Annotated in this window: 1 protein-coding gene; it reads left to right on the top strand. The window is 42.1% G+C overall.

Annotation, left to right across the window (positions count from 1 at the left end; genetic code table 11):
• The coding region (locus tag DL891_RS17665) for a TLC domain-containing protein (RefSeq protein WP_157962618.1) at positions 1-242 on the top strand (242 nt) is incomplete at its 5' end.
• Positions 243-280 lie beyond the last annotated feature (38 nt).

Raw genomic sequence — 280 nt, 5'->3', positions numbered from 1 at the left:
TTTACGTCTTGAATGGCGTTGGATTGTTCCTGGGTTGGTTGATTGCAAGGGTTATTTTGTTCATTTACTTCTTCACACACATGGCCAACCATTTTGATGAGGTTAAGACAATTTTTCCGTTGGGCTTCTACAGCTTGCTTACGGTGCCGCCTATATTAGCAGCGATGAATCTGTTTTGGTTTTGGAAGATTGCCAAAGGTTTGGTAAAGACTCTTACTAAGGCGAAGAAACACAGCGAGTGACACGACCATTCGAACTCGTTATTTCATATTTGACTCGG

Origin of the sequence: Homoserinimonas sp. OAct 916, assembly GCF_003260275.1 — a bacterium.
Taxonomy (GTDB): Bacteria; Actinomycetota; Actinomycetes; order Actinomycetales; family Microbacteriaceae; genus OACT-916.
Note: the sequence above shows the minus strand (reverse complement) of the source record. Positions and strands in the feature narration are given on the sequence as shown.